Origin of the sequence: Sphingobium sp. ba1 (assembly GCF_000743655.1) — a bacterium.
GTDB lineage: Bacteria > Pseudomonadota > Alphaproteobacteria > Sphingomonadales > Sphingomonadaceae > Sphingobium.
The window spans coordinates 177,980-185,333 of the sequence record NZ_JPPQ01000069.1 but is presented as its reverse complement, the minus strand read 5'-3'; the positions used below and the strand labels follow the sequence as shown (position 1 = coordinate 185,333).

The following is a 7,354-nucleotide window of genomic DNA, read 5'->3' as shown; positions in this document are numbered from 1 at the left end:
AGTTCGACGCCCAGGTCGCCACGCGCAACCATGACGCCATCGGCCATCTCGACGATTTCCTCCAGCCGCTGCACCGCCGATGGTTTTTCGATCTTGGCCATCAGCGATCCATGCCCGCCCATCAGCTTGCGCGCCTCGGCCAGATCCTCCGGCCGCTGCACGAAGCTGAGCGCGATCCAGTCGCAGCCCTGTTCGATCGCAAAGCTCAGGTCACGCCGATCTTTCTCGGTCAGCGCGGGCACCGGCACCACGACGTCGGGCACGTTGACGCCCTTGCGGTTGGACAATGTGCCGCCGACCTCGACGATCGTGTCGATACGGTCTTCGGTGATCGCCTGAACCCGCAGCACCATCTTGCCATCATCGAGCAGCAGCCGGGTGCCCGGCACCAGCGCGGCATAGATTTCGGGATGGGGCAGGTTCACGCGGCGGGCGTCGCCCGGCGTTTCGTCGCGATCGAGGATGAAGGGCGCGCCCTTCTCCAATATCGCCAGGCCCTTTTCGAACGTGCCGACGCGCAGTTTCGGCCCCTGCAAATCGCCCAATATGGTGGTCGGCCGATGAAATTCATTTTCCAGTTCGCGGATGATCGCGATCCGCGCGGCATGATCCTCATGCGCGCCATGGCTCATATTGATGCGAAAGGCGTCGGCTCCCGCGATGAACAGCGCGCGGATCATCTCCGCACTGTCGCTCGCAGGACCAAGCGTCGCAAGAATACGGACCTTGCGCGAGCGGGGCGGTAACTTCGTCATGTGTTCTCCTGGCCGTCATATGCGCTCCGCACTTGCCGGAGCGTCGTTATGGGGTATCCGTGCTGCACGACAGGATGATGTAGATCAGCGAAAGGGTTTCACGCCGATGAACGACACCATAGTCACAGATGCCGTTGCTGCAACCGCCTTCCGCCGGTTGGTGGCGCATTTGCAGCACCGCACCGACGTACAGAATATCGACCTGATGGGCAGCGCCGGTTTTTGCCGCAATTGCCTCGCTGACTGGATCGCGGAAGCGGACGGCACGCTGACGCGGGATGAAGCGCGCGCTATCATCCACGGCATGCCCTTTGCCCAGTGGAAGGAGCAGCATCAGGGCGAAGCGACCCCGGAACAGATCGCCCGGATGAAAGAGAGTGTGGCGAAGAACGCCGACACTCACTAGGACGCCCCCCAACCGATTCACATTTCCTCTGGAGACATCATCCCATGACCGAACCCAACGTCGCCGCCGACCAGCTACGCCTCTTGATCGAGCGCATCGAACGGCTGGAAGAAGAAAAGAAGGGCATCGGCGACGACATCAAGGACGTCTATCTGGAAGCCAAGGCGACCGGCTACGACCCCAAGATCATGCGCCAGATCGTCCGCCTGCGGAAGATGCAGCCGCATGACCGGCAGGAAATGGAAGCCATCCTCCAGACCTATCTGTCCGCGCTGGGCATGGAGTAACGGTTACCCCGTTCGCCCTGAGTAGCTGCTGAGCGAAGTCGAAGCAGCATATCGAAGGGCTGCCGCACACGCTATGCTTCGATACAGGCCTTCGACAGGCTCAGGCCTTACTCAGCACGAACGGGAGAGCGAAATGTCCGAGATCATCGTCAGCACCACCAGCCGCCTGGAAGGGCGACCGGCCAAGGAATATCTGGGCATCGTCACCGGCGAGGTGATCGTGGGAGCCAATCTGTTCCGCGATCTGTTCGCCAGCGTGCGCGATATCGTCGGTGGCCGGTCGGGCGCTTATGAAGACGTGCTGCAACGCGCGCGCGAACAGGCGATCGGTGAGATGCGGATGCGCGCGGCGACGCTGGGGGCGAACGCGGTCGTCGGCGTCGATCTCGACTATGAAGTGCTGGGTGCCAACGGGTCGATGCTGATGGTATCGGCGTCGGGGACCGCGATCCTAGTGTAACATTGCGCACGGGCGCGCCGCTCGCTAGAGAGCGCGCTCGTGTTTCATCAGATAATGTCAGGAGAAGGCCGTGGCCGGCCATTCCAAATTCAAGAACATCATGCATCGCAAGGGCGCGCAGGACAAGAAGCGCTCCTCGATGTTCTCCAAGCTCAGCCGCGAAATCACCGTCGCGGCGAAGATGGGCATGCCCGACGTGGACATGAACCCGCGCCTGCGCCTGGCGGTCAATGCCGCCAAGGCCCAGTCCATGCCCAAGGACAATATCCAGCGCGCAATCGACAAGGCGATCGGCGGCGACACCGACAATTATGAGGAAGTCCGCTATGAGGGCTATGGCCCTGGCGGCGTCGCCATCATCGTCGAAGCACTGACCGACAACCGCAATCGCACCGCGACCAACGTCCGCACCGCCTTCTCGAAGAATGGCGGCAATCTGGGCGCATCAGGCGCGGTCAGCCATGGCTTCGACCGGGTCGGCCTGATCACCTATCCCGCCAGCGCGGGCGATGCAGAAACGATCTTCGAAGCGGCGCTCGAAGCCGGTGCGGAGGATGTTTCGTCCAACGAGGACGAGCATGAAATCTGGACCGCTATGGACGCGCTGCATGAAGTGTCTAAGGCACTGGAGGCCAAGCTCGGCGAAGCGGAAGGCGCGAAACTCGCCTGGCGGCCGCAGACCACCACCGAAGTCGATGAAGCCAATGCCGCGACCTTGCTCAAGCTGGTCGATACCCTGGAAGATGATGACGACGTCCAGACCGTGTGGGGCAATTATGAAGTGTCCGACGCGGTGATGGAGAAATTGGGTTGATTGAATAAGCTACGCCCCTGCGACGGGGCGTTGCGAAATATTGGCAACCCCATAGTTCATCGTCATTCCCGCGAAGGCGGGAACCCATCTCCCCCCTGATCGGCTTGATCTTAGGTTCGGAGATGGATCCCCGCCTGCGCGGGGATGACGGAAATTTGGGAATGGGGCGAGTTCGCGACATTCTCCTCAACGATGAGGGGCTGGATTTGCCGTCATGATTCTCCTCGGCCTCGACCCCGGATTGGGCACGACCGGCTGGGGCTTGATCGCCGCGGACGGCAACCGGCTCACCCATCTCGCCAATGGCCAGATCAAGACCGACAGCGCGATGCCCTTGGCGACGCGCCTGCTGGCGATCGACCTTGCCCTCACGGACCTGATCCTCGAACATCGGCCCGATGGCGCGGCGGTCGAAGAGGTGTTCGTCAACGTCAATCCGCAGTCCACGCTCAAACTGGGGCAGGCACGCGGCGTCATCCTGCTCGGCGCGGCGCGGTCGGGTATGGAAGTGGGCGAATATGCCGCCCGGCTCGTCAAAAAATCGGTGGTTGGGGTCGGCAACGCATCGAAGGATCAGGTCCATGCGATGGTATCGCGGCTATTGCCTGGCGTGAAGATCGCCGGACCCGATGCGGCCGACGCGCTCGCCGTCGCGATCACCCACGCCCATCACCTCGCCAGCGCGCGGCGTATCCCGACCAAGTGACAGGGGCGGCCAGAACCGCCCCCTTCCGTATTACTGCCAGTTAAACGTCAGCGGTGCCTCGCGGAAGGCGAAGCGGTCGAGATGGTCGGCAACCACCTGCTTGAATTTCTCGACATCGGCATCGGCCTTGGGCTCGATAGTCACCACCAGCGCCTCCGGCTCGGCCTTCATACGGATCGGTCCCATCGGGAAGGGGATGACGCCCTGTTCGGCATCGAACTTCACGTCGAACTTGTGGCTCCAATGTTTGCAGAGCTGTTGCAGGTAGCGGCTGGCATTGGGTGTCGGAACTTTTGCTGTCAGGGTCATGTCAGAGCCTTTCGATCTTGGTGGCGGCTTCGTCGATCAGGGACGCGACATCGAACATGGTCTGCTTGTCCGCCCCTTCCTTCTCCAGCCGTTGGTGGATGGCCATGCGCAGATTATGCAGCGCCCGGCGGACCGGCGCGCCATCGGTGCGTTCGGCCTTCTGCGCCAGCGACGCGATCCGCTCCATGACCAGCGTCAGGGCGTCGCCATTGTCGGCCAGATAAGCGGTGCCTTCATCGGTAATGGCGAACAATTTGCGGCTGCCCTGCCCCGGCTGTTCGGCGATCAGGTCCATGTCGGCTAGCAGCGTCAGCGTGGGATAGACGACGCCGGGGCTGGGCGCATAGACCTCGCCCGACAGGCTCTGAATCTCGCGGATCAGGTCATAGCCGTGGCGCGGCGTATCGGCGATCAGCTTGAGCAGGATCAGCTTGAGCGCGTCATTGTCGAACAACCGCCGCCGTCCGCCGCCCCGCCCGCCGCCACCGGGCGCGCCATCGCCAAAGGGACCGCCGCGGCCCCGGCCGAAGCCGCGCCCTTCTGCGCCATCCGGGCTGAGAAAGCGGCCATGGCCATGATGCGGGCGACCATGGCCGCCATGTGTGTGGTGGAAGTGCATTGCATGTCTTTCAGTCTGTTTCATGATGCACTGAGATATATCTTAAAAATCGCGACCGTCAAGAGTTGCGATATATCTTATTTACATCTCATAACTTTTTTCAGGGCGTCAGTACGTAAAAGCGCCGCGCGCCATACACGGACCGGAAGATCGGATCGATCACCGTCACCGCGCTGTAACCCGTCCTCTCGAACAGCCTGATCATCGAATCTTCGCTGTGCCAGAAGGATGTTGGATTGCCGATCGACGCCATCGGATTATCGCCTTCGGGGAAATCCACCCCCTGATAACCGTCCCGCTCGATCAGCCGATGCCAGTCCTGCGGCGTATCCGCCACCATCTCCGGCACATGGACCTGCGTTTCGACGATCACCGGCGCGCCATAACAACAGCGCCGGAGCAGGCTTTCCTGATCGCCCAGTTCCAGATGATAGAGCAGGCCCAGCATCGCCACCACGCCATGCCCGCGCGGATCATAGTCGCGCATATCGGCCTGCACGAAGCGGATCGATCCTAGATCGTCGGGCAGGCGCTCGGTCCGGCCATCGACCGCCGTCACCGCATAGCCCAATTTCGTCGCCCAGACGCTGAACTTGCAATGCCCAGCGCCCAGATCGACCAGGGTCCGCTCTTCCGGCGCGACGACATGTTTGAGGATATGGACGAAGGTGGCGATCCGGTGGATGGCGATCTCGTCGCTCGGCACGGGAATGGTCAGCCGATCGACCCGGATCGCCCTGCCATGGACTGCCCCCGCACCCTGCCCGTCCCCGCTCATGCCAAGCTCCTCCCGCATCTCGCCGTCCCGACCGATGCTGCCAGTCCAGCGCCCGAACGGGAAGAGGCGTCATAGAAAAAGCCCGTCCGACGCGGGTCGAACGGGCTTTTTCAGGCGGTAGTCTCAGAAAGCCGTGCTTAGTCCGGCGCCTTCGCCACGCTGACCAGCGCCGGGCGCAACAGCCGGTCCTTGATCATATAGCCCGCCTGCATTTCGATCAGGATCGTGCCGGGCGCGGCATCGGCGGACGGGGTTTCCATCATCGCCTGATGCTTGTTGGGGTCGAGCGGCTGGCCGACCGAATCGATCTTGCTGATGCCGTTGCGGCCGAACACCGCTTCCAGTTCGCGGCCAGTGGCTTCCAGGCCCGCGACTAGCCCCTTGAACTTGTCGTCTTCACGCAATTCCACAGGGATTGCCGCCAGCGCGCGGGACAGATTGTCGGCCACCGACAGGATATCACGAGCGAAAGCGGTCGACGCATAGGCGCGCGTATCCGCCAATTCCTTTTCCAGCCGCCGCCGCACATTTTGCGTATCGGCATGAGCATAGAGAATATCCTGCTTGGCGGTGGCGAGTTCCGCTTCCAGCGCGGCGATGCGCTCCCCCTGGTCATCGGCCACGGGCGCATCCTCCTCCGGCAATTGATCCACGACTTCGGTATTTTCGACGTTCAAATTGTCTTCGCTCATCTCATCAATCTCGACAGCGTTTGTGCAGTGAAATCCACCATGGGGATCACGCGGGCATAGTTCAAGCGCGTGGGGCCGATCACGCCGACCACGCCGACCACCCGGCCGTCCGCGCCACGATAGGGCGCGGCTATGACCGAAGAACCCGACAGGGAAAAGAGCTTGTTTTCCGATCCGATGAAGATTTTGGTCGCGCTGCCCGCCAGCGCGCTCTCCAACAGGCGCGAAATTTCCTGTTTCCCCTCCAACTGTTCCAGCAATTGCCGCACCCGTTCCAGGTCGGCTGCGGTGCCATCGTCGATCAGATGCGCCTGCCCCCGCACGATCAGCACCGGTCGATCATCGGCATCATGCGACCAGATGGCGATCCCGCGTTCCACCAACTCGCGCGCAGCCCCGTCAAGCGCACTGCGTTCGCTCTCCAACTCGCGCGCCAGCATGTCGCCCGCCTGCCGCAACGTCATGCCGGCAAAGCGCGCCGACATGAAATTGGCCGCTTCATTGAGCATCGACGGGGTGACGGCGGGCGGCAGGTCCAGCACGCGATTTTCGACCGACCCGTCCTGCCCGACCAGCACGGCCAGCGCCTGCCGATCGTTCAAGGGCACGAAACCGAACTGGCGCAACACCGGCTCGCGCCGCGGCACCATGACGATGCCCGCGCAGGCCGACAGGCCCGACAGCGCCGCCGTCGCCGCCGACAAGGCTTCCTCGATCGGCCCGCTTTCGGCAAGGCCTGCCTCAATCGCGCGTCGTTCTTCCGCCGATGGTTCGGCCGCCTGCATCATCCCATCGACGAACAGCCGCAGGCCCGTTTCGGTCGGCATCCGCCCAGCCGAGGCATGGGGCGCGGCGAGCAGGCCCAATTCCTCCAGATCCTGCATCACATTGCGGATCGACGCGGGCGACAGGTTGAGCGTCGCCAGCTTGCTGATGGTGCGCGAGCCGACCGGCAGGCCAGTGCCGAGATAGCCCTCCACCACCAGGCGAAAAACGTCCCGCGCGCGGTCGTTCAGTTCGGATATGGGCGTCGTCAGCGTCATTGCGCGAATGTAGGATGGATTGCAGGCAGGCTCAACATTTGCGCCGTGCCAACAGGATCAGCACGATCCCAAACGCAGCGAGCAACGCGCCACGCCACATCCATGGCCTCTGATCGAGCATGAAACTGGATTGCGGCCAGTGGATAAGACCGGCCCCCTGCCCGACCCAGAGCAGCCCCATCACCACGAGAAGGACACCCACAATCTGTAAAAGAACGCGCATCATCCATTCCTACCGGGCGGGTTTGGGTTTGATCATACGTTCGACGTCCAGCATTTTGGGGATCGCCGCGATCGTGGTGCGCAATTTGCCATAGCGGGCATCCATGCACCCCGCCTGGAACTCCAGCCGGGTCGGCTTGCCGTCCTTGCGACTCCATTCGATCTTGTAGCCGGGCATATCGGTCGCAAAGCGCGTGCAATTTTCGCCATGGGCGATCCGCTTGTCCGTCCCCGTCTGCGGCCGGTAGGGCGCAAGCGACGCG

The 7,354-nt window shown here is 62.6% G+C and carries 12 protein-coding genes and 1 pseudogene; 5 read left to right on the top strand and 8 right to left on the bottom strand.

The window, feature by feature from the left end; translation table 11 throughout:
* A partial coding sequence (locus tag IL54_RS22660; protein ID WP_237748776.1) for a pyruvate kinase occupies nucleotides 1-755 on the bottom strand: 755 nt, incomplete at its 3' end.
* 106 nt (nucleotides 756-861) lie between these two features.
* Between IL54_RS22660 and IL54_RS03960 the strand changes: the two genes are divergently transcribed.
* From IL54_RS03960 to ruvC, 5 genes are all read left to right on the top strand, one after another.
* Nucleotides 862-1,161 (top strand): DUF1244 domain-containing protein, encoded by a 300-nt coding sequence (locus IL54_RS03960; RefSeq protein ID WP_037473422.1) that lies wholly within the window; start codon nucleotides 862-864, stop codon nucleotides 1,159-1,161.
* A gap of 44 nt (nucleotides 1,162-1,205) precedes the next feature.
* The gene (locus tag IL54_RS03955; protein WP_006956223.1) at nucleotides 1,206-1,448 is read left to right on the top strand and encodes a DUF2312 domain-containing protein; all 243 of its coding nucleotides are present in this window, start codon (nucleotides 1,206-1,208) and stop codon (nucleotides 1,446-1,448) included.
* A gap of 133 nt (nucleotides 1,449-1,581) precedes the next feature.
* Nucleotides 1,582-1,908 (top strand): heavy metal-binding domain-containing protein, encoded by a 327-nt coding sequence (locus tag IL54_RS03950; protein ID WP_171899206.1) that lies wholly within the window; start codon nucleotides 1,582-1,584, stop codon nucleotides 1,906-1,908.
* A 70-nt stretch (nucleotides 1,909-1,978) separates the two neighbouring features.
* Nucleotides 1,979-2,722 (top strand): YebC/PmpR family DNA-binding transcriptional regulator, encoded by a 744-nt coding sequence (locus IL54_RS03945; protein WP_037473419.1) that lies wholly within the window; start codon nucleotides 1,979-1,981, stop codon nucleotides 2,720-2,722.
* Nucleotides 2,723-2,936: 214 nt separating this feature from the next.
* Complete coding sequence (gene ruvC / locus IL54_RS03940) at nucleotides 2,937-3,428, top strand: crossover junction endodeoxyribonuclease RuvC (RefSeq protein ID WP_037473417.1); 492 nt, start codon at nucleotides 2,937-2,939, stop codon at nucleotides 3,426-3,428.
* Between the two features lie 30 nt (nucleotides 3,429-3,458).
* On the opposite strand, the gene IL54_RS03935 is transcribed toward ruvC, so the two are convergent.
* From IL54_RS03935 to IL54_RS03905, 7 genes and pseudogenes are all read right to left on the bottom strand, one after another.
* Nucleotides 3,459-3,737, bottom strand: a complete 279-nt coding sequence (locus IL54_RS03935) for a DUF2218 domain-containing protein (RefSeq protein ID WP_037473415.1) — start codon at nucleotides 3,735-3,737, stop codon at nucleotides 3,459-3,461.
* A 1-nt stretch (nucleotide 3,738) separates the two neighbouring features.
* Nucleotides 3,739-4,356: a PadR family transcriptional regulator gene (locus IL54_RS03930; protein ID WP_037473411.1), complete on the bottom strand. Its 618-nt coding sequence runs from the start codon at nucleotides 4,354-4,356 to the stop codon at nucleotides 3,739-3,741.
* Nucleotides 4,357-4,456: 100 nt separating this feature from the next.
* On the bottom strand, nucleotides 4,457-5,134 hold the full coding sequence (locus IL54_RS03925; protein WP_037473410.1) for a class I SAM-dependent methyltransferase: 678 nt from the start codon (nucleotides 5,132-5,134) through the stop codon (nucleotides 4,457-4,459).
* 137 nt (nucleotides 5,135-5,271) lie between these two features.
* Nucleotides 5,272-5,826, bottom strand: a complete 555-nt coding sequence (grpE, locus tag IL54_RS03920; protein ID WP_037473407.1) for a nucleotide exchange factor GrpE — start codon at nucleotides 5,824-5,826, stop codon at nucleotides 5,272-5,274.
* On the bottom strand, nucleotides 5,823-6,869 hold the full coding sequence (hrcA, locus tag IL54_RS03915; protein ID WP_037473405.1) for a heat-inducible transcriptional repressor HrcA: 1,047 nt from the start codon (nucleotides 6,867-6,869) through the stop codon (nucleotides 5,823-5,825). The genes grpE and hrcA overlap by 4 nt, the downstream gene beginning before the upstream one ends.
* Nucleotides 6,870-6,900: 31 nt before the next feature.
* Entirely contained in the window at nucleotides 6,901-7,095 is a 195-nt protein-coding gene (locus tag IL54_RS03910; protein WP_037473402.1) for a hypothetical protein, read from the bottom strand.
* 6 nt (nucleotides 7,096-7,101) lie between these two features.
* Nucleotides 7,102-7,354 (bottom strand): annotated as a pseudogene (locus tag IL54_RS03905) (DUF6438 domain-containing protein); the annotation flags it as partial.